The organism is Niallia oryzisoli (genome assembly GCF_043641075.1).
Classification (GTDB): Bacteria; Bacillota; Bacilli; order Bacillales; family Cytobacillaceae; genus Bacillus_BD; species Bacillus_BD oryzisoli_A.
Genome location: NZ_JBHZRC010000007.1, coordinates 194,781 through 220,571 on the forward strand (window position 1 = coordinate 194,781; position 25,791 = coordinate 220,571).

The 25,791-nt window shown below is 35.8% G+C and carries 29 protein-coding genes, 8 tRNA genes and 1 rRNA gene; 3 read left to right on the plus strand and 35 right to left on the minus strand.

Annotated features, from left to right (window positions below; all coding sequences use genetic code 11):
• Positions 1–71 precede the first annotated feature (71 nt).
• The 15 genes from ACHUFV_RS19035 to ACHUFV_RS19105 all read right to left on the minus strand — a co-directional run bounded on the left by ACHUFV_RS19035 (position 72) and on the right by ACHUFV_RS19105 (position 11,508).
• Positions 72–572: a hypothetical protein gene (locus tag ACHUFV_RS19035; RefSeq protein WP_101552499.1), complete on the minus strand. Its 501-nt coding sequence runs from the start codon at positions 570–572 to the stop codon at positions 72–74.
• Between the two features lie 93 nt (positions 573–665).
• A complete protein-coding gene (locus tag ACHUFV_RS19040; RefSeq protein ID WP_101552497.1) occupies positions 666–1,397 on the minus strand; it encodes a hypothetical protein in 732 nt (243 codons plus the stop codon).
• 51 nt (positions 1,398–1,448) lie between these two features.
• The gene (locus tag ACHUFV_RS19045) at positions 1,449–1,817 is read right to left on the minus strand and encodes a hypothetical protein (RefSeq protein WP_101552495.1); all 369 of its coding nucleotides are present in this window, start codon (positions 1,815–1,817) and stop codon (positions 1,449–1,451) included.
• Between the two features lie 468 nt (positions 1,818–2,285).
• Entirely contained in the window at positions 2,286–2,687 is a 402-nt protein-coding gene (locus ACHUFV_RS19050) for a four helix bundle protein (RefSeq protein WP_101552493.1), read from the minus strand.
• A gap of 23 nt (positions 2,688–2,710) precedes the next feature.
• The gene (locus ACHUFV_RS19055; RefSeq protein ID WP_101552491.1) at positions 2,711–3,004 is read right to left on the minus strand and encodes a hypothetical protein; all 294 of its coding nucleotides are present in this window, start codon (positions 3,002–3,004) and stop codon (positions 2,711–2,713) included.
• A gap of 765 nt (positions 3,005–3,769) precedes the next feature.
• A complete protein-coding gene (locus tag ACHUFV_RS19060) occupies positions 3,770–5,005 on the minus strand; it encodes a hypothetical protein (protein WP_101552489.1) in 1,236 nt (411 codons plus the stop codon).
• Positions 5,005–5,205, minus strand: coding sequence for a hypothetical protein (locus ACHUFV_RS19065; RefSeq protein WP_101552487.1), 201 nt, complete (start codon positions 5,203–5,205; stop codon positions 5,005–5,007). Before ACHUFV_RS19065 ends, ACHUFV_RS19060 begins: the two co-directional genes overlap by 1 nt.
• A gap of 239 nt (positions 5,206–5,444) precedes the next feature.
• Positions 5,445–6,161, minus strand: a complete 717-nt coding sequence (locus tag ACHUFV_RS19070) for a hypothetical protein (RefSeq protein ID WP_101552485.1) — start codon at positions 6,159–6,161, stop codon at positions 5,445–5,447.
• Between the two features lie 2 nt (positions 6,162–6,163).
• Entirely contained in the window at positions 6,164–6,763 is a 600-nt protein-coding gene (locus ACHUFV_RS19075; protein WP_101552483.1) for a hypothetical protein, read from the minus strand.
• 12 nt (positions 6,764–6,775) lie between these two features.
• The gene (locus tag ACHUFV_RS19080; protein WP_101552481.1) at positions 6,776–8,005 is read right to left on the minus strand and encodes a PIN domain-containing protein; all 1,230 of its coding nucleotides are present in this window, start codon (positions 8,003–8,005) and stop codon (positions 6,776–6,778) included.
• 112 nt (positions 8,006–8,117) lie between these two features.
• Complete coding sequence (locus tag ACHUFV_RS19085; protein ID WP_394236919.1) at positions 8,118–8,285, minus strand: TIGR04540 family protein; 168 nt, start codon at positions 8,283–8,285, stop codon at positions 8,118–8,120.
• 300 nt (positions 8,286–8,585) lie between these two features.
• Positions 8,586–9,356, minus strand: coding sequence for a hypothetical protein (locus ACHUFV_RS19090; RefSeq protein WP_101552479.1), 771 nt, complete (start codon positions 9,354–9,356; stop codon positions 8,586–8,588).
• Positions 9,357–10,090: 734 nt separating this feature from the next.
• Positions 10,091–10,513 (minus strand): hypothetical protein, encoded by a 423-nt coding sequence (locus ACHUFV_RS19095; protein WP_101552477.1) that lies wholly within the window; start codon positions 10,511–10,513, stop codon positions 10,091–10,093.
• Positions 10,510–10,839: a hypothetical protein gene (locus tag ACHUFV_RS19100; RefSeq protein ID WP_101552475.1), complete on the minus strand. Its 330-nt coding sequence runs from the start codon at positions 10,837–10,839 to the stop codon at positions 10,510–10,512. Before ACHUFV_RS19100 ends, ACHUFV_RS19095 begins: the two co-directional genes overlap by 4 nt.
• A 117-nt stretch (positions 10,840–10,956) precedes the next feature.
• Positions 10,957–11,508 (minus strand): hypothetical protein, encoded by a 552-nt coding sequence (locus tag ACHUFV_RS19105; RefSeq protein WP_101552473.1) that lies wholly within the window; start codon positions 11,506–11,508, stop codon positions 10,957–10,959.
• Positions 11,509–11,911: 403 nt separating this feature from the next.
• Here ACHUFV_RS19105 and ACHUFV_RS19110 point away from each other — a divergent pair, with 403 nt between their 5' ends.
• Complete coding sequence (locus ACHUFV_RS19110) at positions 11,912–12,178, plus strand: hypothetical protein (RefSeq protein ID WP_101552471.1); 267 nt, start codon at positions 11,912–11,914, stop codon at positions 12,176–12,178.
• A 35-nt stretch (positions 12,179–12,213) separates the two neighbouring features.
• Here the strand turns inward: ACHUFV_RS19110 and ACHUFV_RS19115 are convergent, their stop codons facing one another.
• Both ACHUFV_RS19115 and ACHUFV_RS19120 read right to left on the minus strand, forming a co-directional pair.
• On the minus strand, positions 12,214–13,197 hold the full coding sequence (locus ACHUFV_RS19115) for a hypothetical protein (RefSeq protein ID WP_101552470.1): 984 nt from the start codon (positions 13,195–13,197) through the stop codon (positions 12,214–12,216).
• Between the two features lie 58 nt (positions 13,198–13,255).
• Positions 13,256–13,708 (minus strand): helix-turn-helix domain-containing protein, encoded by a 453-nt coding sequence (locus tag ACHUFV_RS19120; RefSeq protein WP_101552468.1) that lies wholly within the window; start codon positions 13,706–13,708, stop codon positions 13,256–13,258.
• Positions 13,709–14,194: 486 nt separating this feature from the next.
• Between ACHUFV_RS19120 and ACHUFV_RS19125 the strand changes: the two genes are divergently transcribed.
• Both ACHUFV_RS19125 and ACHUFV_RS19130 read left to right on the plus strand, forming a co-directional pair.
• The gene (locus ACHUFV_RS19125) at positions 14,195–14,323 is read left to right on the plus strand and encodes a hypothetical protein (RefSeq protein ID WP_257964302.1); all 129 of its coding nucleotides are present in this window, start codon (positions 14,195–14,197) and stop codon (positions 14,321–14,323) included.
• A gap of 141 nt (positions 14,324–14,464) precedes the next feature.
• Positions 14,465–14,689, plus strand: a complete 225-nt coding sequence (locus ACHUFV_RS19130) for a DUF2188 domain-containing protein (protein ID WP_101552466.1) — start codon at positions 14,465–14,467, stop codon at positions 14,687–14,689.
• A gap of 237 nt (positions 14,690–14,926) precedes the next feature.
• On the opposite strand, the gene ACHUFV_RS19135 is transcribed toward ACHUFV_RS19130, so the two are convergent.
• The 18 genes from ACHUFV_RS19135 to rrf form a co-directional block, all read right to left on the minus strand.
• The gene (locus ACHUFV_RS19135) at positions 14,927–15,193 is read right to left on the minus strand and encodes a nucleotidyltransferase family protein (RefSeq protein WP_101552464.1); all 267 of its coding nucleotides are present in this window, start codon (positions 15,191–15,193) and stop codon (positions 14,927–14,929) included.
• Between the two features lie 56 nt (positions 15,194–15,249).
• Positions 15,250–15,444, minus strand: coding sequence for a hypothetical protein (locus tag ACHUFV_RS19140; RefSeq protein WP_101552463.1), 195 nt, complete (start codon positions 15,442–15,444; stop codon positions 15,250–15,252).
• Positions 15,445–16,144: 700 nt separating this feature from the next.
• Complete coding sequence (gene glmS / locus ACHUFV_RS19145) at positions 16,145–17,947, minus strand: glutamine--fructose-6-phosphate transaminase (isomerizing) (protein ID WP_394236892.1); 1,803 nt, start codon at positions 17,945–17,947, stop codon at positions 16,145–16,147.
• Between the two features lie 606 nt (positions 17,948–18,553).
• Positions 18,554–19,903 (minus strand): phosphoglucosamine mutase, encoded by a 1,350-nt coding sequence (gene glmM, locus ACHUFV_RS19150; protein WP_394236894.1) that lies wholly within the window; start codon positions 19,901–19,903, stop codon positions 18,554–18,556.
• A 121-nt stretch (positions 19,904–20,024) separates the two neighbouring features.
• Complete coding sequence (locus tag ACHUFV_RS19155) at positions 20,025–21,296, minus strand: CdaR family protein (RefSeq protein WP_394236896.1); 1,272 nt, start codon at positions 21,294–21,296, stop codon at positions 20,025–20,027.
• Positions 21,289–22,116 carry a diadenylate cyclase CdaA gene (cdaA, locus tag ACHUFV_RS19160; RefSeq protein WP_394236898.1) on the minus strand — a complete coding sequence of 276 codons (828 nt, stop codon included), beginning with the start codon at positions 22,114–22,116 and terminating at the stop codon, positions 21,289–21,291. The genes ACHUFV_RS19155 and cdaA overlap by 8 nt, the downstream gene beginning before the upstream one ends.
• Before the next feature lie 223 nt (positions 22,117–22,339).
• Positions 22,340–22,987, minus strand: coding sequence for a zf-HC2 domain-containing protein (locus tag ACHUFV_RS19165; protein WP_394236900.1), 648 nt, complete (start codon positions 22,985–22,987; stop codon positions 22,340–22,342).
• A gap of 16 nt (positions 22,988–23,003) precedes the next feature.
• Positions 23,004–23,567 carry an RNA polymerase sigma factor SigW gene (gene sigW / locus ACHUFV_RS19170; RefSeq protein WP_394236901.1) on the minus strand — a complete coding sequence of 188 codons (564 nt, stop codon included), beginning with the start codon at positions 23,565–23,567 and terminating at the stop codon, positions 23,004–23,006.
• Positions 23,568–23,782: 215 nt separating this feature from the next.
• Positions 23,783–24,679 carry an arginase gene (rocF, locus tag ACHUFV_RS19175; protein WP_394236902.1) on the minus strand — a complete coding sequence of 299 codons (897 nt, stop codon included), beginning with the start codon at positions 24,677–24,679 and terminating at the stop codon, positions 23,783–23,785.
• 158 nt (positions 24,680–24,837) lie between these two features.
• Positions 24,838–24,910, minus strand: a tRNA-Lys gene (locus ACHUFV_RS19180).
• Between the two features lie 3 nt (positions 24,911–24,913).
• Positions 24,914–24,988: transfer RNA gene (locus tag ACHUFV_RS19185), tRNA-Gln, on the minus strand.
• Between the two features lie 74 nt (positions 24,989–25,062).
• Positions 25,063–25,146, minus strand: a tRNA-Tyr gene (locus tag ACHUFV_RS19190).
• A 36-nt stretch (positions 25,147–25,182) separates the two neighbouring features.
• Positions 25,183–25,255: transfer RNA gene (locus tag ACHUFV_RS19195), tRNA-Thr, on the minus strand.
• A gap of 36 nt (positions 25,256–25,291) precedes the next feature.
• Positions 25,292–25,367, minus strand: a tRNA-Val gene (locus ACHUFV_RS19200).
• A gap of 50 nt (positions 25,368–25,417) precedes the next feature.
• Positions 25,418–25,492 (minus strand) — tRNA-Glu (locus ACHUFV_RS19205).
• A gap of 19 nt (positions 25,493–25,511) precedes the next feature.
• Positions 25,512–25,584, minus strand: a tRNA-Thr gene (locus ACHUFV_RS19210).
• Positions 25,585–25,620: 36 nt separating this feature from the next.
• Positions 25,621–25,695: transfer RNA gene (locus ACHUFV_RS19215), tRNA-Asn, on the minus strand.
• Between the two features lie 10 nt (positions 25,696–25,705).
• A 5S ribosomal RNA gene (rrf, locus tag ACHUFV_RS19220) occupies positions 25,706–25,791 on the minus strand; the annotation flags it as partial.

Consider the following 25,791-nt stretch of genomic DNA (forward strand, 5'->3'; position numbering starts at 1 on the left):
TCCTTTTCAATCTAAATTTAATATTTTAACAATCTTTTTTTCTCTAATTAAAGTTCAATCATTGGAGACCATTAAAGGTCCCCACCTTCTCCAACATTAAAAATTGCACTTAATAGCTTTTCGTTCTGATTTTCCGTATCAATCGCTTCTCTGTATCGTGAATACAAAAATTCAAAGGCCATTCTTATTACCGTAAAAGCCTGGAACTCTGTTAGTTGATTCAATTTCTTCAATAGCTTATCGGCATCAACACCAAATATTTCATCTGCTAAATTAATTTGAATATCGTCTGCTACATTAGCAACTAACACTTTTTTATTGGGCAATTCAGGAGAATATAAGTGTCCATTAAACGCATTGACTATAAGCCCTGCTTCATTTAAATCAAAAACTCCTGTTAGTTCTCTTTTTGTACCTTGATAAACTTCATTCAACATATACACCATCTGTTTAGCTTTGAAAGAATAATCGTCAAGCTCTGTTTCCATAGGGAATTGATTAAATCCCCACCACTCAGGTTCAACATCAAGAAAATCAATTGTAAATTCGTGTTCAATTACTACATTTTGCATAAATTTATTCCTCCTTAAAATTCATTTCGACTTATGACTAAAGTTTCAGTTATAAGTCGGGGATAGTTAATCTCCAACTCTTTGCTCTTGCTATTAATCTTCATCTGTAAAATTTTCTTCAATCAAATACTTGGCTTCTTCCATCACATCTAATTCTATTAATTCATGGATTGAATACGATTCTAAGAAGTGAAGTTCCCCACAATTCTCACAGTCTTCATATAATGTGAATTCCCCTTCATCAAATCTAACAGCAATAACTATACCGAATTTAAGTGCGAATATCGTGCCAATATGATGGAGTTTTTGAAACCCTAATTCCCAACTAAGTTCAAAATTATCCCAACCACAATCGCAACACTCTTCTTCTTCATCAATAATCATTTCCCTATCAGATATCTGGAAGATTCCGTTTAATAGTTCCTCACTATCTTGGTTTAACTTTTCATCCAAATCCGTTTCAAGGAATTCAGAGACCATTTTTAAAGTGGTAAATGCCTGAAATTCCGTTAACTTTTCCAACTTATTTGGTAATAGGCTATGAACAAAATCTAATAAACCTTCGGCAATACCATGTTGGATATAGTCTTCAACAAACTCATTTACAATGAATTTTGCCGACTGTTCAGGAGAATATGGAATTCCATTAAGACTATCTACAATAATCCATAACTCACTCGTAGTAAAAAGACCTTGCAATTCTAACTTGGCCGCTTCGTATTGATTACCGATGAAAAATGACATCTGTTTTTCATCGAATTCTAATCCCCCACCAATTGAATAAGTTTGAAAATCATTTCCTTTTGTGATTACTTGGTTTTGCATAATTATTTCCTCCTCATATTAGTAAAATTCTTTATTATTGAATCCCATAGATTATTTTAAGATTTCTTCATATTCACCCTTTGACAGTTGTATAAAGTGCTCCTTCAAAAAATCTGTAAATCTAACGCCCTTATCCTCCGCCATTTCCCAATAAATCGGATTATCAACAAATACTATATCCACAATATTTCTAATGCCTAATTCTTTTTGTAATCTTTCCTTATCTCTTTGTTGACCTCTATCTCCTCCAACCACCGCTACCAATTCACCTTCATTAAAGGGGAAAACTTGTTTCTTAACCCTATCTACGCATACAATGCGAACAAGGTCGCTATCCTTTTCATATTTCTCATATCTTCTCAATTCTTGTACCAAAGTTTTTTCATCTTTGAATTTAATAAATGATTCTTGATATCCCATTTTTTATTCCTCCAATTTTAAAATTCCCGTAGTTTCCATACGTTGTTATCAAATAAAGACCTGTTCCTTGTTGAATCCTGACCAATAGCGGTCAATACAATAAAAGAGTTTCCATTATCAATTTTTCAAGGAACGACAAAAAGACCGAATCTATTTATTGTAAATAACACATAGGAATAAATAACCTTAAAGGAAAATCCTTTAGGATATATTCAAAACCTATATGAAGTTACAATAGATAGATTCGGCCTCTTACCGAAATCAGATAATAATACATTTTTAAAAATGTATGAATTAGTTTCAAAAAATCTTTTTTAGGCAACAACTCTATTTCCATTGCCTATGGACATACTATACATAGATTATAGTTATTCGTCAATACTTTTTCTAAAAAAATATTAATAATCCAATTTACTATAGATAGTTGCAGTGAATTAGCGATGGCATGGGAAGCATATTTTATAGCACTTAAGCAATCTCCCTTTTCACCTTCTTAATTAAAGAAATAAGCATTTTGATAATCTGGCAAACTTCATTCTCTAACTCCTCATAGGTTTCTAAATTCACATAGCCGACCCGATAAATTAGCTCTATCTGTGCTCTTACCTCGTATGCAGAACCGTTCGCAATTGCGTAGAAGTGGATTTCTTGATTAGGAAAGATACCTGCATATCCTTGTCCTTCCGCCAAATTGCATGAAATCGAACTGGAGCTACGCTCGATTTGCGACCTCAGACCGTACTGTTCATGTTGCGGAAATCCTTTCGCTAATTTATAAACCTTTTCTGTTAATGACACCGCCTTTTTCCAAACCTCTAATTGTTTAAAGTCTCTTGCAAAAAAGTTCTGTCCGTTCATATCTTTTTTCACCTATTTCTGCCTCCTTCTTTTCATTAAGCTGTTCTATATACGTTTTCGAGATTTCTAATATCGTCTACTATGTTCAGATGCAACCGTTCTTTTAAAGTGATAATGATGTTGCAACTAATTTCCGCTAACTTAAATCGCATTTCTTCCAGTTCCTCAACGCTACTACCTATAAAGCAAGTTCCTAAAAAGGCTTCTTTTAACCCCTTTACTTTCTCCTGCATTTGCTCCAACTCTTCTGTCGCCAGTGGTTGAAGCGAATGAATAAAGAACGTTCTTTCCAATTGGTCGATGTCCAATTTAATTTGTTCAGTTGTCAATTCTGTAAGCTCCCTTCATTGAAAATGATAAGTCTCATTTATATATTTTTGCTATTAACCTTTTCCTTGATAAATAAATTATAAGAAATATACAAGGGAAAAACGATAGCATAGCTGTTCTATATAGTCTGAGCTTCCATATAAATATGTTTTAAATACTATTTGGATGGAATTAATTCCGCTATTCGATAATCCGTTTATGCTACATACTGTTCTTTTGTTACCAAAAGAACCTTCCAACAAAAACCATTTAATGCAGTTGTCAAATTCCAAATGAATCAAGGGATATTAACTAAAGTCTGTTACATAAGCAGTAACTTGGTGTTATTCATCAAAACACTGCAAATTATTATTAACGAGATTTAAGGGATTCCTTCAAAATATTTAATAAGAATAATCTTGTTGTCAAAATATGATTTGAGGCAAACCGATTTCAATTTAATGACATAGAGCAGTTTGTTTGTTGGTTTGTCCTTCCAAAACTGTTTTGAATAAAAGTCTTCTTTTGTCTTTTGACTTTTCTAAGTTATCTTAGATTTAGTTGAATAAGACGAATAGTAGCCTTTAAAGGCGAAAAGAAGCCGAATGACATAAATATAAAATCTTGAATGTTTTTTTGGAATTTTTCTATAATAAAATATGATGTTCGTTTAGAGATTCCGAGATTTAGTTTAAAACATAATATAGTAGTTTTATTTATGCAGTCAGCGATATATACATAGTGTTTAATGAATCCCCTATTCTCCAACACAAAAAACCTGCCAATCAATCAGCAGGTTCAATATCATAATACAAATGTTCTTTTAAGGATTCCTCCAATAATTGTTCCCGAATAGACATGGGTTTTACATATACTTTCTCCGCAAATCCTTCACTAAAGCACTGTTCTATTTTCTTTTTTGAAATAAGCCACGTGCTTGTAATACCATGTTCATTTAATCGCTCTACACGTTTTTCTGCTTTCAAAAGAACTTGATGATTAAGGGCAGGAACAGTATAGAAATTAACTAATTTAAACTCATTTCGCCTTCCTTTAATAGCTTGGGCTACACTCATAAGGATACCTGGTGTATCTTCTTCCCGAATCTTCTTAATTAATCCTAATACTGCAAACATATTAACAGCTCGGCTACATATTGTTTGGTCTCTGCCCACAATCTTTTCCATATGCGTAGTAGATTGGAAGAAGACACTTTCTTCCTGAAAACTTTGTTCCTTTTCCAAGATATGCTTGAATCCCCATTCGTTTAAATGTTTCAGTAAGGGCAAATAACTTTGAATAAAGTTAAACAAATTTGGAAAATATCTTTGTATTTCAATATCTGCTCGTTGAATGATATCCATATTTTTTTCATACTTTTTCTCTTGCAAGATTTCCCACTGTCTCTCTGAATAAACGATACCTAAATTGGAAGCCAATCTTCTTCTGGCATTATTCATACTATATACAGAGCCGATTTCAACACCTTCACGTATTTCAATCAAGTCAAAAATATTCAAGCCATGAACCGTATGCTTTTCTGCATCTTTAGAATAGTATCTATATACACCTTTATCATCTTGCTTTATCCATGCCTTATTTCCTTCAAAAAATATACATGCTCTTGTTTCATTTGTATTCCAATTCTGAAAACCGCCAAAGTAAAATCGGAAATCCAAAGTCTGCATGTACTCCATAAATTCTTTATGCTTGGTAATCTTCTCTGGAATTGTTATCTTGTGCTCTGCTATACTGTTTGTAGTGGTTAATATTTCAATATTTCTATTTTGTAAAAGTTCTTGTCGCAAAAGGACTTTTACCTTTTTTGATGATGACTTTACGTATTTCGTTTGTGCTCCATTTTCTATCTTTTTATCTTCGTTTTGTTTTAACTTGAAAACAGCATTTCTAATTTCCTTCCCAGTTGCACCCTTGGCCTTCATTCCGTTTTTTAGCCTATCGATTCTAAGTTGTTTACGGTACTGCCTTTCTTTTATATTTCTTGAATTCCCTTGGTTCATTACTTGTCTTCACCATTTTTAGAGGCTTTCAATCTTGCAAACATAGCATCAAACTGTGCAACCGTTTTATTAACATGTTCAACTCTTTCCTGATGATTGTAGTCAAAAGCCATTTGCTCTATTCTCTCTCGATTTATCTTATCGTTTTTATTGCTCTCCATATTGCTCATATTCTTTTCAGTTTCAGTAAATGGTTTCATATCAAAAACCCTCCTTCTTAGATGTTATTATTTTTATAATATAATTTTACCTCTGTGGTTCATCATTGCCTATAGTAGAACTGTTCTATGGCGGTTGACTATTTTGTCACCCAAACGATATGAAATAGATTATTTCCATGTATCCACCTAAATTTTTGCCAAAATAAAAAGAGCCTTAAAGGCTCGTTTATTGCATACAACTTTATAAATTTCAGCTTTACCAAAAATCTCAAATTAGTTCATCTCTTTTTGTTGAATGCTGATATGATAGAATCTACATTTGAATAAGCACGTTCAGGCATTTCATCCCAAAATGTTTCTGTTGCTTCTACGTAGCTTCTAAAATCTTGTTCCGCCACCATAAGGGAATATGAATCTAACAATACTGCTCCTGCAAGTTCCAATGTATCTGTTCCTTTTATAATATCGAGTTCAAAATAATCTGGTCTAATCTTCCTAAGTTTTCTGGCTGATTCCCCATCACCATGTTTGGTTGTATTGACCAGTAACCTCATTTCCCTTATTTTATTCCAGGATAATAACTCTTTAAATATAACCCCATGTAATTCAAAAATCTTTTTGGCATCACCGAAAGATAAAGCATTATTATCAAATGATAAAAAGTGACGCATCTCTGTTACAGTAAACTTGATTAATTGCTGTTCCCAAATCTGACACATCATTGAAATTGTCATCAACAGATGATTCTTTTTCATTGTGTTCAAAAGTTCGTAAAGTTGTATCCCTTCATCATTAGCAAAATCTGCAACTGTGGCGGGGTCATTATTTTCGTCTGCTGGAAAGTTATTATAGATAGAATCAGCGTAATCAGTAGCCTCTTTCTCAATGTCTCCAAATGATGGTATCGTTCGATTGTAATATTCCGCAACCATAGATAACTCTTTTTTATACCTCTCCATTAATGGCTTCCAAAAGTAGAGTTGTGTATCCTCCATATTTACCACTCCTCCCGATTTGCAATCCTTTCATAAATCCAATAATACAATCTTGAATGAATGTAATCTATTTCCTTCTGCATATGATTGAAGTCAATCCCAAAACTTTCTTTCCCATCCCCCTGCTGATACTCTTCTAAATTTTTATCAAAGGGATATCTGAAAGTCATGGAGCTGTCATCAGTATTATGTAGTTCCATTATTAACTTACCAATTTTCTTAAGTTCGTTCTTAGCTTGTTGATTATCTAAAAAGCCATATTTATTCCTTACCTCATTATTTACCTTCGACCATAAGCTATCTAAGCTATGTCCTTCAAGTTTTTCCTTGAGTTTTTCGTAATCGACACCATTATCAAGATAAACTTTATAGAGAATTGCTTTTAAACATAACTCAATTGAATGTCGGTAAAGAAATAAAGCTGGATTGATAATACTATCAGCAATATGCCCTCGGTTCTCACCAACATCATTTATTAACTTATCCGCAGAATCTTTAAATTGAACGGAGTACAAAGCAAATTGTTCATCAAACTTTCTCATTGATTTTTGCCAATTTGGATAAGCATTCTTATAGATATCTGGATTCGATTTAAAAATCATTTTTCCCTCACCTTATTCCTCATATTCTTCCTCACGAAACATATCCGTATGGTCTATATTTTCACATTCGATTATTTCAATACTAAGATAGTCTGGTTCATTCCCTTCAATATACTTTCTTAAAGAGAAGTTATCGACATCCAATTCCTTTTCTATATCTACTGGAAGCAAAAAGACTATATTTTCCGTAACCTTTACCATATCAGTAGCATAACTTTCAAATTTTTCATCTAAATCATCATGAACAGGGTTATATATATAGATATCTACTTCCATTTCCACGTCAACATCTACTGAAACGGAAATGGAGTCACCAAATACATCTACTTCACTTAAGCGAATATCACTAATATTTCCGTATAATAAGGGGTCAACGTAACCTGGCATAAAATAATCCTCATGTATCCCATTCGGTTGCATATTGGAAAGAAAACTATAAGTTTCGGATGAAATTTCTTCTGCAAAATATTGATTAATCAACTCTTCTCCGATGCCATCTTCTAATTCTTCTACCAACTTATCAAATAACTCACTCGATAAAACTTTTGTATGTAAATCTTTAAACAATCTCTTTATCTGTTCGTCATTATGGGCGAGAAAATCATGTATATTTTTATATGCAGTTATCTTGCTATTCTTACTAATTTCAGGATGGAGGGGATATGGCATTTCCTTTGGACTGCTTTTAGAGCCAATATCGCCAAATTCTTTTGTATTATTAGAAATAAAATAGCAGTCTTCTAACTTATTTTTCTCTGCAAATCGTTGATACGAATACCAAATAATCGCATCCCTTATCGCCTTATTTACGGTTTTTACGTTTTGACCTTTATTATTAGTAATGTTCCCTTGCTTTATAAATGGACTTTTCTCATACATGTCAGCTTCAATAATATCTTCTAATACATCCCCATCGTACTCAATAATTTCGATTTGGCTTTCGTCTTGGAAATAATTAAACTGCTTATGGAAATCATCCAAAATGTCATCAAGTTTTATATCAATAATAAAATTTTGGGCTGTCTTATCTAAAAAAGGGCTTAATTTAACCATTGATTCATTGGCCGCTTTCAGTTGTTGCTCAATAAAAACCTTATGTGCTCTAAAAAGTTCGATATATACAGTTTTACATATGTTGATTTTTACGTCTTCATGTTTTGCAAAGTTTAATAGAATTCTATTTTTCCCCTTTTTAAAGAAGGGGTCATAATATATGGCATTCGTATCTAAAAAGATATTCATGTTCCCTCTCCCAACTTCCCATCGTTTCCTTAAAAAATATGCTGGAGAAGTTAATCCCCAGCAGTTCATATAATTCAATATTAACTTACTCCTAATGCTTTAAATACCGAACTTACTTGCTATCAAAGCCTTTCATATCCAAAATTCTATCTACAATCTCAAGTCGCCTTTTTCCGCATTGTTGCTTAAGAATAGTTGTAAAGTCACCGTTCTTTAGTACCTTGTTCGGATTATTTTTGTAAATATCCTCTACTTCTTTTATAAGAATCTTTTCATCTATTTAATTTTCCCAATATGCATCTATTATGGAGTTCAATGCCGAAGCCAGTTCCCTCTGTGTTTTATAAAAAAGTTTAAGCTCCAATTGTGCCACCTCAAACTAATACTTTATTTTTACCATACCATTATTTTATTCTTACTTTTTGGAATAAGCAATCATTCGTATTGAACGATTGCATGGAAAAACCGATAGAATATTCTATCGGTCATGTTTTTGCAAAACGTATCAGATTCTTGTATAAATAGTGATTGTTTTCAAAACCTATTTCAATAAGTGACGGATTGGGAAGAATGAATATTCCTACTGTTCCGTTTCCCCTTTTATTTTATCTCCGTGATAATCTATGCCAATTTCCCTACGGAAATCTTCCATATGCTTTGTTTCTTCCTCGTCTGAAGGTGGAAAAGGAATGTCGTTCCATTTACTATACCTTAAATCAGCATAAAGGGTAGTTCCAATTACAATATAATTATCCGCATTCAGAAGGTTTCCGTATTTATTTAGAATATATAGAACTCCATCCATTTCATTACAGGGAATAGCAATGTATTCACTAACAAATATATTTTTAATATCCTCAGTGGAAAACGGTAAAGGAGGATTTGATAGGCTAATTCCGCCAACCGAATTTAGCTTGGCTTCTGGACTAATCCAGATTACTTCAAATTTATCTTTATTTAAAAACGCAGTAACACTGTCATCATTATCTTTGTTAAATTCCGAATCAATGACAGCTTTGATAAAAGAAACCCCCTTCTTATATCTATCATGACATTTTCTGAAAGCAATTAGCTTTTGAAAAAAGAGATTATTTGTTTCTTCAAATAACTCCTCCAAGATTTTATTGGATATCGTTTTTCCCTGAATACCTTCTCTTCTCAATAACTTGTTATTAATAAATCCTATAACATCACGATTGCTTGTAAAATCAATTTCCGCATATTTTAAAAGGTCCACCCTTATATTTTCCTTTTCCGTTACCGAATGCTTTAACATTTCCTGGACATAGAATGGATTGATTCTATAGCCTGTATCGTTAATTCTATTTAAAATAGTTTCTACTGTGTACAACTTCGCTCTACTCCTTCCTTAAAATTTCTAATATAGCAATGTCATGTTGCTTGTTTATCGCAAATAAATTCTATTTGATTATATCTTTTGCTTTAATCAAGAAATAGCTTAGAGTGGTTCTACAACGTCTTAGAATGGTTCTATAGGTAATCAGGGGACTTATAGGTAAAGGATGATATTTGCTTTTTAAACGTATGTATTACCTTTAAAAACTGCTTTTTTAAAGGGAGTCACCGAAAAATATCCATTATACCGCCTGTAGAGGCTCCTATTTATTATTGTGTTGAAATAACTTAGATTATTTACAATAGAAGCAACCCCAAGAGATATAATCAATTCATGGAAAGGGAACTACGACAATTTTCATGTATGTGTTTTGCCCTCTAACAGATTTTAGTTAAAAGTTACTCTTGATTTTTTTAAAATACCATCGACCTTTCAAATAAAAACTGTTGAATTCCAATAGAAGGCTGTAAAGCCGAAAAAATGAATAAAACAGTAAAGCCCTAAAAAACTTTATTCCTACTTTAGATAAAGGTATGCGACATTTCAAATCAGTTTTTTCATTTTTTTCTTTGCTATATATAGGTTTATGTTTTCCGAAAGTTGTAAGATGCTGTGAAGCCTTATGTATCAAAGTTTAACTACCCTTTTCGCCTTAAAAATCCACTTTCTATTTTCATCTCAATTCATCTAATATTCAACCAAAAAACACAAAAGAACCTGTATCATTGCTACAAGTTCTTTTTAATATGCTGAAATCGTTTTGTATAATCAACCGCTCTTCGATTAACCTTAGACAGAGTCACTTCCAGTTCCTTTTCTTTCTTTTCTTCCTGCATTTTCTCCTGCTCTTTTTCCCTTGCTTTCATCCTTTTCTCAATATCTGCACCCCGTTTACCAAGACTTTTTCGATTAAATTCAGCCATCTTTCCATATTTCTTTGACTCAGAAAACTCCTTAACCGCTAATGCCTGTTCTGTTGTAAACAATCGTTGACCATTAACCACAAGGGGCTTCGGAATCAATCGTTCATTTCCACTGTCAGACAGTCTATCGCTGTACTTACACCATTTTACGATTGTAGCTGGACTACGGTTTACATATGCCCCTAAATCACCTGTGGTAAGGTATTTTTGCCCTTCAATGATTCTCACCTTTTCTCTCTCCCTTCTAATTGAGCCAGTTTTTTCTTTAGGCTCTCGTTTTCCTGCTTTAACTTTTGATAAGTGGTTTCTTTTCGATATTGCTTCAAGTCTCCCTTTTTTAGATTAGCAATACCATCTCGAATCTCTTTTACTTGCGATTTCTTAAAATGCTGGATATTGTTTATCTTTGTTACATTTGGTAAGAAGCCTTCCTTCCCTTCCTGCTTCATTTGGCGGTCATTCCTGATAAGGTTGAACAAGGTGGCAGGGGAAAGGTTTAATAGATAAGCAACTTCTTGAACCTTGTAGTAAAGCCCCCCATCTTTACGTTTCAAAGTTCTCTCCTCCTTCCTGTTTTTAGATATGATAGGGTTTTGATATAAAATTTGATATAGAAACTATTAGGTTTTCCTTAATCGGACAAATTTAGGAAAGGTGATTGCAGTGCAGTTTTATAGATTGATTGGGTTCTTGGCTTTGAATTCAGCAATGATTTCATTGAGTAGTTGGTTTTTCTTTTTGTTGTGATAAACACCGTATAGCTTCAAGTACATATCCAGACCAGGTTCGAGAAAAATAGTTTGCTGAATCCCTCCTGCCTTCTCGCTCCAGGGAAGATACTGTTCTTCTTCCACTGACTTAGTAACCTTTTCTTTACTTACTTCAACTGCTTTCGCCCCTGCATCTTTCACTACTGTACTTGTATCACCTTTAATATGACGATTAGAATAGCAATGGCTACAGTAGGTATCAAAGTAAGCTCGTTCTTTCCCTGCGTTGCACAACTTGTACGTTAGGTTTATATCAATCCATGACCCATCCACTAATCTGTAAACAGGATGCCAACGATTACAGGAAGAACAGTATATCTGAAGCTCCTTGGTATCCTCTACATATCTATGATTTACAACCGTCTTTCCCCTTTTCTCCAAGCTAATTTGCAAAGGAATTGGAAGACCAACACTTTCAATTAGAGTGTCTTTGTCTTTTAATTTTAAGTCCATGCTACGATTCCCTCTCTTTCAATTATTAGTCTTATATTATAGATGGATGTAACGTAATTAATTCTAAATCCTTGGTTTAATAACACCCGACATTGTTGTATCCCTGTATTGTGGAACGGATAACACCTCAAATTACTAAAAAGATAATTTCAGGAAAATAAAAGCCCCCTCCCTATAAAGGAAGGTATGAACATTTTCATAACTATTGTGCAAATTATTCGGAACTGTTGCCGAAAAGGTATGATGAATTTAAGCACTATTATGAAATTGGTAGGTACTTCTTTGGCAAATCTTCAGATATATTTATGTAACAAACGCTATTTGAACCTACATAATTAAAGAAAAGTTTAGAAAATACATGATATAATATGGATACAAATGGAATTCGTTCGGAGGCTATTGCATGAATAAATTGCTGGAAGTAATTGAGGTAAAATCTATTAATGGAATTTATCAGATTTTTCAATATGATGATGGCAACGCCCTACCTAAACTTGTCATTTATCAGGTAGCCGATGGAAATGAAATACTTGTGAAAAACATGTACAGGGAGCTTAAAAGATTAAATGAAGAGTTTTCTTTTGGGGTTGAATATGAACCCAATGACCGCATTAAGTTAAATACGAGAGAATTTGGTAGGGAATTTATCAAAAGATTTAAGGGTATATAAAAAAGCACTGGATTACCCAATGCCTTAACAATTTTTTATATCCCTTGCTCGTGATATTGCCACATCTCCTTTTTGTCCTGATAGAAATAATAAGTATAGTTCGAGAAAGCGATAATCATTTTCTCAAAAATATCCACCAATTTTTCAACTGTCTTCTCAATACTTTCTGAAGGCTTAATCGTCACTGATATACAGTTATCCTTAAATCGAACTGCTCCATCAAATCTCTCTTGAATAACATTTTCTTTTTCCTTGATAGAATCGTATATTTTTCTATTGTTATCACTAAATCTTAACTCTACAAAAGCGATATTTCTTCTATCACTCAACGATACATAATAATTACAATCACTACGACCAGCTCCAAAACTGATAATACGTAATTTTTGTAAGTGTGCCTTCTCTCGATGAAAAGGCAAGAAGTATTTGATACGACTTCTCAGTGAATTTAACAGAAATTCATTTTCCTTTTTTCTCATTGCTTCAAGGTCACTAAGGGTTTCCTGTTGCTGTTGTTCCAATCTTTTAGCAACAAACGGTTGTACAATACTTTCCTTTCTTAAAAGCCGAATAGGATTCTCTATATTTAACAAGTTTAGATTTTCGTAAACTTTTAGCTTGTGCATATGGTTCAATCTTTGTAGGGGTGCAAATATATCGGGATTTAGTTCTGCAAAGTATAGAGTAATCGGTTTACCAGACTTCTTGACTACATCTTGTAATTCTTTTAGGTGTTTACTATGAAATGCTGAAGCAATGTAAACGATAATGCCACTTTCAATCATCTCAATAATTTTTAATATCTTGTTTTGATGTGTCTTATTACTCTTAAGCAATAGGTTTTCCACAAATACTTCTACCCCTAAACTGCTTATAGCATACATATCAATTTTAAGACCTTCATAATGTTTTTCAAACTGGACACTTTCTAATTCCAAACCAAGTTCCTTTTCGATTATTCTCTTCCGACCTAAAAACAACGTCATTAAGAACTCTTTCTCTGACCCATTAAAACTCATATTTTTCTTCCTCCTGTTAAAAATAGGAGACCCTAAAAGAGTCCCCTAATTTCCAAATTTATTTACTTACCTCTTTAAAATCATCAATCAGTTCTGAGAGGTCGAATAACTGTTTAATTCGGTTATCTTCATCCCAGCTCATTTCGAGAATAAATTCAATGATTTGAATAAAAGATTCCTTCTCGTCTTTACTAAAAAGATTATCAGCATCCCGTTTACAATCATTATACAAAATCAACTCCGCTACTAAGGGAGCTTCATCAATCGGAGTGTCAGACGTTGAAATGTCTAATAACAACGAAAGTGGAATTCCAAGAGCATCTGCGAGTTTAGCAGAAATAGGAACACTTGGAGCTTTACGTTCTCCTCTTTCCAAACGAGAAATGTAGCCATTTGATACACCTGTTCTTTCAAATAGTTCTTGGAGACTTAATCCTTTTTTTTCTCTCCAGAACTTAAGGGTAGCCCCAAAATTATTACTTACTGTACGGTCATCTCCATTTTTACTCATATGATATGTGCCTCCTGTTTAATCTGCCTAATCCGTTTAATAGATTAGAACATCCTGTTTTAACTCTTCTTAATAGAATTCCTTGTTTTTATTAAGAATGATATATTATAGATTTCTCTTGAAAGAATATTCGATGATAGAACAGGGTTAAACAAGTAAGTAAAGATGACAAATACAAAAAATGAATGATTAAGGAGATGTTCAAAAATATAGAGCTATGCTGAAATGATTGGAACATCTATGGCAAATGAGGAAATTGAGTAGAAATTATTGAAACTCTATCATCTCCTTCCTTATTCTTGAGCATTCTTAAATATTCTAATATTTTCATGTTTAATAAATTATAATAATACCCAACAAAACACAACATATAGTATTAACTAAACCTACAAATAACTATATATTGTTAACAAAGGGATAAGGTGCTATAATTCTATATTGTGGGGGAACAAACGAAAAAGGATTACATAAGAGGAGGTGAACCATATGGTAAGGGTGAAAATCAATACTTCACAAGTTAATAGAACAATTAGAGAGCTAAATAGAGAAGTAGATAAACAAGTAAAAAGAGAAATGCAGAAGCTCGAACGAGAGTTAAAGAGAAAGCTAAAATAGAAAAGCCCTTATTTGTTTTGCAGAACAAATAAGAGCCATAGTGTTATATATCCAAGTTTATATTACAACAAATTTTATTTTCATAAAAGAGGACCTTACGTTCGCCTCCCACACCATATCAACTTATGAGGTGATGTAAAAATGAGGAAGAATCAGCATGTTACACCGCATTCTGGTGGTGGATTTCAAGTAAAGGGTGCAGGAAATTCAAGAGCTACAAAAATTTTCGATACCCAGCGTGAAGCTATCGCATATGGTAGGGGTATTGCAAAAAATCAGCAATCAGAACTTGTTATTCATAATCTAAAAGGAAGAATCCGAGAAAAAAACAGCTACGGAAATGACCCTTACCCACCAAGAGGTTAATTGAATGAATCCATAAGGATATTCATTAACTGACTTACTACTACAACAGGGAGGAATGTTATCCCCCTGTTTCTTTAAGTATATTATAGGCATTTAACTTAGTAAGCAAGAAATCGTTTCACTTTTTCTACACTGATGCTTATTAGACACAACTTTGTTCAGATTGAATTTTAGTTCAAATTTTCTTTTAAAATATCTTTCAAAAAAATATTATAGTCCTTCAAGATAAATCGCATCCTACATAATGTAAAGGAGTCGTTCATTTTTGACCGCTTTTTCAGAGACTAAATCCACTTCTTTTTCAAGTAAACTTTCAAGGTACAGTTTTAATCCCATGAAGTTGCGGAATGTTGTATGTCCTTCTTTAAAGGCTACTAAAATGTCAATATCACTATCTTCACTTTCTTCATTACGAGCGTATGAGCCGAAAATTGCTAACTTTTGAACGTTATAGTCTCGAATGGAATCTAAATTGCGATGCAATGCCTCAATTACTTGATTCATCCCACATTCCCCCTCTTCAAAAGAAAATCCGATAAAAGACTTATCAAACTCTCTGTTTAGTATTGAAGGAATTGTTTCATTTCTTCTTCATTTAAATCCTCTGGGTCAACACTATTTTCTTTACAGTAATCCCATAACGCTCTAACTTTTACTCTTGGGTCATTATGATTTCTTGGGATTGCAAATACTCCATCAGGAAATGCATCATCGAACTCTTCAATTTCCCTAATCAATTTTTCATCGGCTTTCATTTCCTCACCCACCTTTTTACATTGTATCAATTTTCCATTTAGATTTTCCACTATCCCTTAACCCTTTCCCCTACAAAGTTCCAAATCACCTTAGATTCTTATTTCAAAAAACCCTGCCCTTCTATGTAGTCGCAAAATTAAAGTGTATTCTCCCCCCTTCTCTCAAACCCTTGTCATTCCTGCCTTTCTCCGATTTTCCCATTTTCTGTAGGCAAATGAGTTGTTCCCCCGTTCGCTCCTTTTTTCTCCTATTTTTTGTCAGAATCCTGATTTTTTAGGAAAATAAGTTGTTCCGTAGGAACAGGGATAAAAATGGGTCAGGGCTAAGGGTTTTTCCTGCTTTTTCTCCTGCCCTTTTTCTCTCTTTTCCTCTGGTTTTTATCTTGAAATCGTTGATTTATCGGGCTTTATCAGACGTTTCCTCCTGCCTTTATTCATGCCTTTCTCATGCTTTTTACTGGCTTTTTCTCCGCTTCTGGACACAAAAAAACGAGGAAAACTGGAGGCTATCCTCCAATTTTCACTCGTTTTAGGGAACAACTTATTTAACCAAGGGAACAGTTTATTTGCCTTGGGTAAAACTTCTTTTTGCTATAACATTAACCGATTTCTGCTTTGAAAGTAGACGTTCTGATTCTTTACGGTATAAAAAACCCCTTTAGACTAGATATCTAAAGGGGTAAAACAGTATTCTTTATTTTTATTCAACCGTAACAGATTTTGCTAGGTTACGCGGCTTGTCGACGTCGCAGTTGCGGTGCAGTGCTGCGTAGTACGCGAAAAGCTGCATTGGGATAACAGAGATAAGAGGTGTTAACAATGCATGTACTTCCGGGATTACGAAGCGGTCATCGGCCATTTCGAGTCCTTTCATGGAGATAATACATGGATTTGCGCCGCGGGCTACGACCTCTTTGACGTTTCCGCGGATACTTAAGTTGACACTTTCTTGCGTAGCTAAAGCAATAATCGGAGTACCGTCCTCAATTAAAGCAATTGTACCGTGCTTTAATTCTCCGCCTGCAAAGCCTTCAGCTTGAATATAGGAAATTTCCTTTAATTTCAATGAGCCTTCGAGACATACATAGTAGTCTACTCCACGGCCGATAAAGAATGCATTTCGAGTCGTTGCTAGATATTCACGAGCCATCTTTTCAATTTCTTCTTTTGAATCACAAAGGATTTCCATCGCATTTGCTGCAATGCCAAGCTCTCTTGAAAGATCAAAGCCAATTTCTTTATCCTTGCTTTTTGCAACCACTTCAGCAAGAATAGCTAATACAGCTAATTGGGCAGTATATGCCTTTGTTGAAGCAACGGCAATTTCTGGACCGGCATGAAGCAATAAGGTAAAGTCAGCCTCTCTGGATAACGTTGAACCAGGAACATTTGTGATAGTTAAAGCCTTATGGCCAAGTTCTTTGATTTGAACTAACACCGCACGACTGTCAGCTGTTTCACCGCTTTGTGAGATAAAAATAAACAACGGTTTTGCAGACAATAATGGAATGTTATATCCAAATTCACTGGCAATATGAACTTCTACAGGAACAGCCGCAAGCTTTTCAATAAACTGTTTACCAACTAAGCCTGCATGATAGGAAGTACCTGCTGCAATGATATAAATTCGATCTGCTTCATTGACTGCCTGCACAATCTCCTGATCAATTTCTAATTCACCATTTTCACTGCGGTATTTCTGAATAATTTTGCGAAGAACTAATGGCTGTTCATCAATTTCCTTCAACATAAAATGCGGATAGGTTCCTTTTTCAATATCACTTGCATCAAGTTCAGCTCTGTATGGGTCACGCTGCACGACTTCACCTGCAAGGGTTTTGATCGTTACTTCGTCCTTTGTTACGATAACAATCTCTTTATCCATGATTTCTACAAAGCGGTCTGTGACCTGCAGCATAGCCAATGCATCACTTGCAACCACGTTGAAATCTTCACCAATACCGATTAAAAGAGGACTTTTATTTTTTGCTACGTAAATAATATCTGGATTTTGCTCATCCATTAACGCAATAGCATAAGAGCCTTTTAGCAGTTCAAGTGTTTGGCAGAATGCTTTTTCTACCTCTGTTCCTTGGTTTACGAATAGCTCAATAAGCTGAACAATGATTTCTGTATCTGTATCACTCACTAATGGTACATCCATTAAATACTCATTCTTGATTAACTCATAGTTCTCAATTACACCGTTATGGACGAGTGTAAAACGACCAGCATTACTTTTATGTGGATGTGCATTTGTTTGGCTTGGTACACCATGTGTTGCCCAACGAGTATGGCCAATACCTGTATTTGCTAACAGATCATAATCAACGATATTACGCAAATCAGCAATGCGGCCCTTCTCTTTAAACACCTGTACTCCGTTATCGCTTATTAATGCAATCCCGGCAGAATCATAGCCTCTGTACTCAAGCTTCTCTAAGCCCTTTAATAAAATCTCTTTTGAATCCTGGTTTCCAATATATCCTACTATTCCACACATACTTCTTCTTCCTCCCTATAAGGAGACAAGAAGCCTCTGTTATAGTTCAAAATGATCAATGGCTCACAAATATTGGGTGCGATCGGTCGCATATACATTTGCAAGGCGTATCTTGAACAATATTTGGGACATTCTTGTCCCCTTATCTCTGTATTATTAATATTTATGATCATGACAGATCTTTATAGATCCCATCATTTATTAGCATGCCCTTCCCTTTGTCCATTAAGTTGCCTTAATGATTTAAGGAAGTGCTTTTCGGTTGTGCAAATCAACCGGGAGGCATCCGCCGAAATTTCGATAAACCTCCTCCTCGTCAACTATCACCTATCTCTCCTGGTGTAGTTCAGGCGCTTTAGAAAAATTGTCATTATGATAACAGCCCCGCCTCCTTCATCATCATATGTGCCATTTCCAAAAGTGTTCAGAAACAAGAACATCATACACTATGATTAGCATCCACGTCAATCTTAGTCATATATAACACCATTACTGAGGGGTTATATAATAAAATATGCACAAAGTAAATAAAGGTGTCAGGCACCGCAGATGGACAGTTTTACTCAATCTGTCTTTTTGCGGTGCCTGACACCTTCTTCCTACTTTTTATTCCTTTAATCCCATTTCTGCTTCAACGACTTGTGCAATGCGGCTAACGTATGACTCGCAAAGCTCCTCTGTTGATGCTTCGGCCATTACTCTAACAAGAGGCTCTGTTCCTGAAGGGCGAACCAGTATACGGCCATTCCCATTCATTTCCTCTTCAACTTCTTGGATGACCTTACTTACTTTTTCATTGTCCATTACATGGTGCTTGTCTTTTACACGAATATTAACAAGCTTTTGCGGGTATTTCTTCATCTCAGCAGCAAGCTCTGATAAAGGTTTATTTGTCATTTTCATAATATTAACCAGCTGAACACCTGTTAACAGTCCATCACCAGTTGTATTGTAATCAAGGAAAATAATGTGACCTGATTGTTCTCCGCCTAGGTTAAAGCCGCTCTTCTTCATTTCCTCAACCACATAGCGGTCACCTACTGCAGTTGGAATACTTTGAATGTCTTGAGCTTCCAACGCCTTATAAAAGCCTAAGTTGCTCATCACCGTGGATACAACTGTACTGTGCTTCAGCATTCCATGCTCTTTCATATACTTTGCACAAATATACATAATCTGATCGCCGTCCACGATTTCACCGTTTTCGTCAATTGCAATTAAGCGGTCACCGTCACCGTCGAATGCCAGACCCACATCTGCACCTTTTTCCTTTAGAAAGGCTGCAAGGGCTTCAGGATGAGTAGAGCCGACGCCATCGTTAATATTTAACCCATTAGGCGAAGCTCCCATTGTGGATAGATCTGCATCAAGGTCGGCAAATAAATACGTTGCAAGGTTAGATGTTGCTCCATGTGCACAATCTAATGCAATATGTATATCAGAAAAATCTTCATCAACCGTTTGTTTTAGATACTGCAGATACTTCTGGACACCTTCAAAATAATCATTTACCAAGCCTAAATCAGCTCCAACCGGTCTTGGTAATTCATCCTGTTCCATATCCATCAGCTGCTCAATTTCATTTTCCTGGTCATCAGATAATTTAAACCCGTCAGGACCAAAGAATTTTATCCCATTATCAGCTACCGGATTGTGGGAAGCTGAAATCATAACCCCTGCTTGTGCTCCCAGTGCCTTTGTTAAATAGGAAACCCCTGGTGTTGAAATAACTCCTAATCGCATTACTTCTGCGCCAATGGAGAGTAGACCGGCAACAAAAGCCCCTTCCAGCATATGCCCAGAGATACGTGTGTCACGCCCAATTAATACCTTTGGTCTATCATGGTTTTTCGTTAATACAAAACCTCCAAAGCGTCCTAATTTAAAAGCTAGTTCTGGCGTCAACTCACTGTTTGCCACTCCCCTAACTCCATCAGTACCGAAATATTTACCCATTATTTGAATCGCTCCTTCTAGGATTATTCCTCAATGACATAGAGGGAAAATTAGTTCCTTCTCCCTCTCTATCAGATAATTTTTTGTGTTGTGTTTCGTTCATTATTTAAATGATAAAGATCTATGCTCGCTTCTCTGTAATGTCAACAGTAATTGTATTCGTTGCCGCCGTCCAGGTTATATTTTCCGGGCCCTTCACATCGAGTTGAACCTTGTGCTCCCCTTCAGTCAGTTCGGCTACATTAACAGATAACTGAAAATCAGATTCATTGATATCCGCTAGTTTGTCCTCTGTTCCGGAAACTGTTAAATCAAGGCTGCCACTTGATGGATCACGGAAAACAGCACTATAGTTTTCTGATAGCCCATTTAACCGAATCGGTATTTTCGAAAGTGTCTTCGTAGTTTCCACTTCAGTCGCAGCCGTTTCTTCACTTGTCGCGCTGACCTTTACCGTTGCTTTTACGGTTTTGGGATTCACTTCTTTTATCTCATCAGAAATGATAACCGGAAGTGTTAATTCTGTATTTTCCGTCACTGTACTGACATCGACTTCCACCCTAACAGATTCTGTCTTGTCCAAAACAGCCTGAGTGGCAGATATTGAAGCTTCATTAGTATCTAACGTGATTGAATCAATTGAAACGCCAGCAGCAGGTGTACCTTTCTCAACAACGTCAATTTTCACCGTTTTACTTAGCTTGTTAATTGGAATGGTTACATTTACAACTTCTTTATCCACAATCACATTTAACTTATTTAAATTTTTATCAAGGACAGTGACCTTAGCCGACTGATTGATTGTTTCGCTTACCGTGTTATTGATTTCAAGAATAGCCTTTACATAACTAATTTTATCCATTACATCTTTTCCACCGGTAATTTTTACTTTATTCGGTTTCACAACAGGAGTACCAGCTTCATAGCCATCTGCAACCATTTTTTGATTAAATTCAGCATCTATCGTATATTCCTTTGTGACCTTTTCCTGTACGTTTACTTCTATATATTCAGGATTAATTTTAGCTGATAATTTATCAGAAAGGTTCCTGATTTGCAGCTTTACCCGCTGTTTACCCACCTCAACCTTTGATAAATCAGCATACACCTCAAAGTCCCTTTGCGTCTTGGCAACCTGCAAATTAGGAGTAGGGCCTTTTATCGTTACTTCAACCGTTTCCGGTACACCTGTGATGACAAGATTGTCTGTGTCATAGTAACTCTTTACTGGGATGTCAGAAATAACCTCCGCCTGCTCACTGCCTGGAACATTTATTTCATTTGTATCATTACTGCTGTCATAGACAGTACCAAATAATAATAAAGCCAGCAGCAGAGCGACCAATTTCATAAATAGCTTACTATCGGTGATTTGATCAAGCCATTTATCCATGTTTTTTTCCCCTCCAGTTCCAACGAGCCGAAGAAGCTTGTTTTTCTGGACTTAGTGCTAGCAATTCATTTGTAAGCATCTCGCGAAAGGCATCCTTGCTTAACTCTCTGTGAAGCTTACCATTTTTCGTCAATGAAACAGCACCCGTTTCCTCTGATACAACGACAGTTAGACTATCTGTCACTTCGCTAATACCAATTGCAGCTCGATGCCTTGTTCCCAGCTCCTTCGAAATAAATGGACTTTCTGATAACGGTAAATAGCAGGCGGCGGCTGCGACTCTATTTTTTTGCAGAATAACCGCACCGTCATGAAGCGGCGTATTAGGAATAAAGATATTGATTAACAGCTCAGACGAGATTTTCGAATCTACTTCAATCCCCGTTTCAATATAATCACTCATCCCCGTTTCCATCTCTAAGGAAATCAGGGCTCCAATTCTTCTTTTCGCCATATAGTCAACTGCTTTTATAATGGATTCAACCGTTTTTTCCTGATCATCCTCTTCCCTCGTACCGGTTCTCGAAAAGAACTTTCCCCGACCCAATTGTTCTAGAGCCCTTCTTAATTCCGGTTGGAAAATAATAATGATGGCCAAAAATCCCCAATCAATAATTTGATCTGTAATCCAAAAAAGAGTTTGGAGATGAAATATTTCACTTATCAGCTGGACTATGAGAATGACGAAAATCCCCTTTAAAAACTGAACTGCTTTCGTCCCTCTGACAATCATAATTATTTTATATATGACGTACCAAACGAGGAGAACGTCAACAATATTAGCTAAATATTTCATTAGTTGAAGGTCTTCAAACAACATTGTTCTTCCTCCATTTTTCGATTATAAGCTTTGGTACATAAGAATTAACCTTGAATAATAAATATCACTTCATTATGTATCTAACCTATTATACCATAATAGGTTAGAATACCAATCCGGGAAATAAGCCTATCTATTAATGCAGAATTCTTTATCAATGCCGGGATGCATCAATATAAAAAACTCTGCCTCAGCAGAGTCTTTTTATACTATTATATAGAAGCTAGGCATTATCCTCACCTTTTCCGACAACCTTTTGTTCATCGAATACTTGAAAGATTTCTTCTCCTGTCTCTTGTATGTGGTACCATAACCACTCAAACACTTCATTAATTTCTTTTATTTCACCTGTTACTTTTCCTGCAGATGCCATGTACTGTTCACCATTAATGATCGTAACGTTTCCCTCTACTTGGCCCTCAATTTTCAACTTTCCATTTCGAACGAATATATCCCCTTCTACAACCTCGCCCTCAGGAACGATAACCGTGTCATTTTGAACGATTAAATTTGGTTGTTTTGAAACCGAGAATTGTTGATCCTGATTCCAGGTCGAGAGTAAGCTTCCTGCCATAAGCACAAGGAATAGAGAAGCTGCAGTCAATAATGGATGCTGCATAAACCAACGTCTTACCCCAACTTTTCGCTTTTCCTTTGGCAAATTCGCCATAATATTAGCTGTAAAGTTGTTAGGTGCTTGTATATGTGATGTACTTTGCACTAAGGCAATGGTCTTTTTTAATTGATGGAAATGCATTTTACAATCCGTACAGTGGTGAATATGCTCTCTTAATTCTTTTTCATGCTCGGCTGAGATCTCTTCATCTAAATACTCATGCATATAAACTACCCATTTTTCTGGACATTTCAAAGTTCTCACCCTCTTATCACATATGTCGTAATTGCTTCCTTAAGGCTTCCCGCCCGCGATGAATTCTCGTTTTAACCGTACCTAGTGGCATATCGAGGATTTCACTTATTTCATTTAACGATAGCTCATCTATATATTTTAGTACGATGACGGTACGGTATTTCTCAGGCAGCTTTGAGATTTCCCTTTGTATGGTATCCTGCAGTTCCAGGCTCTCTACATCATCCTCCGGTAATCGAGTCTGAGAGGGAATTTGGGAATACATTGTTAACCCCTCAGTTCCTGCAACTTCTGCATCAAGATAATAATCTGGTTTCTTTTTTCGTATTCGGTCAATACATAGATTTGTTGCAATCCGATATAGCCATGTTGAAAATTTCAAGTTAATATTGTAGCTTTGTATATTTACGTATGCACGTATAAAAGCTTCTTGAGCAATATCCTCAGCCTCATGTCTATTACCAAGCATCCGAAATGACAGCTGGAACACTTTATCCTTATAGATTTCCACTATTTCCCCAAAAGCGTTTTGATCTCCCTTTAAAACCTGTTTAACACGTGTTTTTACAATTGCTTCCATTCTTTAACCTCCGCTCTATGCGGCTATTCGATAATACGAATCGATACCGGAAAAGGTTTCACTTTTTCTTTTTTTCCTATTCAGTTTTTAGCTAGGTTTTACATAAGTATATTTAATTCTTAATTTTGGGAATTATCCTAATATGTATCGTTTTATTAGTGTTAAACAAAAAAATAAGCAGTAACTGTCGGATAATAGTTACCGCTTTTTGTCTATTATAATAGTTTTTCACCAAATAATGAACCCATTAATTTCACTGCTGCTGCTGCTGTTTTATTTTTTTCATCCAGGATTGGATTCACTTCGACAAACTCAGCTGATGTAATGATTCCTGATTCAGCCAGCATTTCCATAGCCAGATGGCTCTCCCTATAACTAACCCCTCCTGTTACAGGTGTTCCTACACCAGGGGCATCAGCAGGGTCTAATCCATCCAGGTCAAGCGATAAATGGACACCATCCGTCTTCTCTTTTAAATAATCAATGGTTTCCTCCATTACCTTTGTCATCCCTAATCGATCAAGTTCGTGCATCGTATATACTTTTATGCCTTTTTCTTTAATCAATGCTCTTTCACCTTCATCTAATGAGCGGGCTCCAATAATCACAATATGCTCCGGCTTTACCTTTGGACTGTACCCCATCATATTCGTTAAAAGCTCATGGCCCAACCCAATACTCACCGCTAATGGCATCCCGTGTATATTTCCGGTTGGTGATGTTTCAGCGGTATTTAAATCACCGTGAGCATCAAACCAAATCACACCTAAATTCTTATAATGCTTCGAAACCCCCGATAATGTCCCAATCGCAATACTATGATCGCCTCCTAATACTAATGGAAAAGAGCCTTCTTCTATTATTTTTGAAACAGCCTTAGCCAATTCTTCATTCTTTTCAGCAACTAAATGTAAATTCCGTAAATTTGAATTTGGATCAATGACAACCTCCGGCCGGCCAATCGCAATATCTCCCTTGTCATCAATCTCGTCAAAAAGCTTGCTTAAGTTTTCATAGATCCCGGCATAGCGCATAGCACTTGGGCCCATATCCACACCACGTCTCATTTGACCAAGGTCCATGGGCATGCCAATAATTGATAACTTTTTCATGTTGTACCCTCCAAATAGGATTTAATAAATAATCGCATTTGTATTATCGACATGTTTCTTTCTAGATATGATGAATTCATTTTTTATAATGATCGTTATAGTCTACATTTTTATATGCAAAAAAACCTTAGGATGTAATTATCCTAAGGTTTTTCCGATGAGCCATGAAGGACTCGAACCTTCGACCCTCTGATTAAAAGTCAGATGCTCTACCGACTGAGCTAATGGCTCTAATGGCTGGGCTAGCTGGATTCGAACCAACGAATGACGGAGTCAAAGTCCGTTGCCTTACCGCTTGGCTATAGCCCAATATAATGGTTTACACAAAATAAAAAGGACATTTATTATCCTGTCCCACTTTTTATTATTTATGCAAAAATAAATGGTGGAGGGGGACGGATTCGAACCGCCGAACCCAAGGGAGCGGATTTACAGTCCGCCGCGTTTAGCCACTTCGCTACCCCTCCAAATAAAGTTAAGACAAAAAAATAAAACAATCGTAGTGCCGGCCAGAGGACTTGAACCCCCAACCTACTGATTACAAGTCAGTTGCTCTACCAATTGAGCTAGGCCGGCAATATGGAAAATTTTATTCACAACGTGAATAAATTATGGTGGAGGATGACGGGCTCGAACCGCCGACCCTCTGCTTGTAAGGCAGATGCTCTCCCAGCTGAGCTAATCCTCCGCAGCTTCTTCTTAATCTATTATGTCCAATAAGTTCACATAATATTATTATGGTGACCCCTACGGGATTCGAACCCGTGTTACCGCCGTGAAAGGGCGGTGTCTTAACCGCTTGACCAAGGGGCCGAACTCTTACTCTTTGAAAAGCTTCCAATCGGATTCGAACCGATGACCTCTTCCTTACCATGGAAGTGCTCTACCTGCTGAGCTATGGAAGCACATACTCATAGGCCATAAAGTCATTTAATATAAAATGGCTCCGCAGGTAGGACTCGAACCTACGACCGATCGGTTAACAGCCGATAGCTCTACCACTGAGCTACTGCGGAACAATATAATGCTTGGCGACGTCCTACTCTCACAGGGGTAAGACCCCAACTACCATCGGCGCTGAGAAGCTTAACTTCCGTGTTCGGGATGGGAAC

Excerpts from the sequence above, each read along its gene's own strand:
- ACHUFV_RS19045 (WP_101552495.1), bottom strand. The coding sequence starts at position 1,817 with ATGGGATATCAAGAATCATTTATTAAATTCAAAGATGAAAAAACTTTG.
- glmS (WP_394236892.1), bottom strand. The coding sequence starts at position 17,947 with ATGTGTGGAATAGTAGGATATATTGGAAACCAGGATTCAAAAGAGATT.
- ACHUFV_RS19110 (WP_101552471.1), top strand. The coding sequence starts at position 11,912 with ATGAATAAATTGCTGGAAGTAATTGAGGTAAAATCTATTAATGGAATT.
- ACHUFV_RS19060 (WP_101552489.1), bottom strand. The coding sequence starts at position 5,005 with ATGAACCAAGGGAATTCAAGAAATATAAAAGAAAGGCAGTACCGTAAA.
- ACHUFV_RS19105 (WP_101552473.1), bottom strand. The coding sequence starts at position 11,508 with ATGGACTTAAAATTAAAAGACAAAGACACTCTAATTGAAAGTGTTGGT.
- ACHUFV_RS19140 (WP_101552463.1), bottom strand. The coding sequence starts at position 15,444 with ATGAAAGCCGATGAAAAATTGATTAGGGAAATTGAAGAGTTCGATGAT.
- ACHUFV_RS19120 (WP_101552468.1), bottom strand. The coding sequence starts at position 13,708 with ATGAGTAAAAATGGAGATGACCGTACAGTAAGTAATAATTTTGGGGCT.
- ACHUFV_RS19155 (WP_394236896.1), bottom strand. The coding sequence starts at position 21,296 with ATGGATAAATGGCTTGATCAAATCACCGATAGTAAGCTATTTATGAAA.
- ACHUFV_RS19075 (WP_101552483.1), bottom strand. The coding sequence starts at position 6,763 with ATGATTTTTAAATCGAATCCAGATATCTATAAGAATGCTTATCCAAAT.
- ACHUFV_RS19115 (WP_101552470.1), bottom strand. The coding sequence starts at position 13,197 with ATGAGTTTTAATGGGTCAGAGAAAGAGTTCTTAATGACGTTGTTTTTA.
- ACHUFV_RS19125 (WP_257964302.1), top strand. The coding sequence starts at position 14,195 with ATGGTAAGGGTGAAAATCAATACTTCACAAGTTAATAGAACAATTAGA.
- glmM (WP_394236894.1), bottom strand. The coding sequence starts at position 19,903 with ATGGGTAAATATTTCGGTACTGATGGAGTTAGGGGAGTGGCAAACAGT.
- ACHUFV_RS19035 (WP_101552499.1), bottom strand. The coding sequence starts at position 572 with ATGCAAAATGTAGTAATTGAACACGAATTTACAATTGATTTTCTTGAT.
- ACHUFV_RS19080 (WP_101552481.1), bottom strand. The coding sequence starts at position 8,005 with ATGAATATCTTTTTAGATACGAATGCCATATATTATGACCCCTTCTTT.
- ACHUFV_RS19040 (WP_101552497.1), bottom strand. The coding sequence starts at position 1,397 with ATGCAAAACCAAGTAATCACAAAAGGAAATGATTTTCAAACTTATTCA.
- sigW (WP_394236901.1), bottom strand. The coding sequence starts at position 23,567 with ATGGAAGCAATTGTAAAAACACGTGTTAAACAGGTTTTAAAGGGAGAT.
- ACHUFV_RS19130 (WP_101552466.1), top strand. The coding sequence starts at position 14,465 with ATGAGGAAGAATCAGCATGTTACACCGCATTCTGGTGGTGGATTTCAA.
- ACHUFV_RS19065 (WP_101552487.1), bottom strand. The coding sequence starts at position 5,205 with ATGAAACCATTTACTGAAACTGAAAAGAATATGAGCAATATGGAGAGC.
- ACHUFV_RS19135 (WP_101552464.1), bottom strand. The coding sequence starts at position 15,193 with ATGAATCAAGTAATTGAGGCATTGCATCGCAATTTAGATTCCATTCGA.
- cdaA (WP_394236898.1), bottom strand. The coding sequence starts at position 22,116 with ATGTTGTTTGAAGACCTTCAACTAATGAAATATTTAGCTAATATTGTT.
- ACHUFV_RS19070 (WP_101552485.1), bottom strand. The coding sequence starts at position 6,161 with ATGGAGGATACACAACTCTACTTTTGGAAGCCATTAATGGAGAGGTAT.
- rocF (WP_394236902.1), bottom strand. The coding sequence starts at position 24,679 with ATGAAAAAGTTATCAATTATTGGCATGCCCATGGACCTTGGTCAAATG.